This is a genomic window from Microbacterium wangyouchuni (assembly GCF_054072595.1).
The window spans coordinates 1-1,379 of sequence record NZ_JBSVRM010000015.1 but is presented as its reverse complement, the minus strand read 5'-3'; the positions used below and the strand labels follow the sequence as shown (position 1 = coordinate 1,379).

Here is a 1,379-nt window from a genome sequence, read left to right as displayed (position 1 = left end):
TGTGATGTCTCAGGTCTTCGGTGACGGTTCTTGTCTCAGAACATTGGTGACGGTTTCTGTCTCAGGAGATGGGTAACGGTTCATGAAGCCGCGGGGTTTGCCGTTGCCGACGTAGGTGGTGCCTTTCGGGGGCCTGGGGTGGGTGATGATGTGGGTGCCGCGGTCGTCGTAGAAGGAGATTTCGGTGAGGTTCCAGAGCGAGTGAATGCGGTGGCTGGCGTGTTCGCGTCCGAGGATGAAGATCGTGCCATGCACGGAGACAGCACCGTTGCTGTTGGCGGTGCGGATACCGTGACCACCGGTATGGGCGGGGACGGCGGGGAGGTCCTCGGCGGGTTGAGGGCGCGGGGGTGCGGCTTTCGGAGTTGCTTCCCAGGCCTGCAGCGGGGTGATCCGCCCGGGCAGGCTCTGATGGTGCCGTTCGGTGTTGTAAATGTGGTCGAACCGGTCGATCTGGGCTTGTAGTTCCTTAAGTGTGTCGGCGAGGGGCTGGTGGTCGAGCCAGCGGAACAGGGTGCGGTGGAATCGTTCGTTCTTGCCTTGCGTGGTGGGTTTGCCTGGTTTCCCGGTGATCGCTTCGACCCCGACCGATTTCAGGTAGCGCACGAGCTGACCGTCATAGCCTCGACGGGTGGGATTCAACGCGACCCCGTTATCGGAGAGGAGTTTTTGTGGCACCCCGTGCACGGCAATGCCCTTCTTCACGACCGTGAGTGCGGCCTCTGCCGTTTCTGCCCACGCGACGTGAGAGGAGACCGCGAGCCGGGCATGATCATCGATCAGTTGGAAGATCACGCACTTGCGACCACCAGAGAGGACGTACTCGGTTGCGTCTAACTGCCAAAGACAGTTCGGTGCCGGGTAAACGAACCGACGGTAAGCGGATCGAGGCTTCTTCCGAGGCTCGGCAGCGACGACACCCGCGGCGGTGAAGTGACGCGCCAACGTCGCCCGTGACGGCGGGTCCATACCCAAATCCCGCATCCGGTCCATCACGCTGATCGGACCGAAATCCAGCCCCGACGTTTCTAACGCTGCCCGCACCTGCAACGCCTGTTCAATGATCGCAGCCGCGGTCCGAGTCGGCGAGGACCGTGGCCGCCTCGACCGCGGAGCAAGCGCCGCGACTGGCCCCTCCTCACGCGCACGAGCACGGATCGCATAGAACGCCTTCCGGCTGAGGTGATGCTCATCACAAAACGCGGTCACCGCCCCGCGCGGCGCATCATCAGGCCACTGCGTAATCGCAAGGCGCACGGACGGAGAGATCGGCTCATTCGGCGGCATCACCCGATCACGCCATACCGAAGTGTCACCACCAAATCAGCAAGAAGCGTTACCGATGTCCTGAGACACAACCGTCACCAATGTCCTGAGAC

At 62.4% G+C, this 1,379-nt stretch carries 1 protein-coding gene; it reads right to left on the bottom strand.

Annotation, left to right across the window (positions count from 1 at the left end):
• Nucleotides 1-9: 9 nt before the first annotated feature.
• Entirely contained in the window at nucleotides 10-1,287 is a 1,278-nt protein-coding gene (locus ACW5CM_RS16070) for an integrase core domain-containing protein (protein WP_457125611.1), read from the bottom strand.
• Nucleotides 1,288-1,379: the final 92 nt, after the last annotated feature.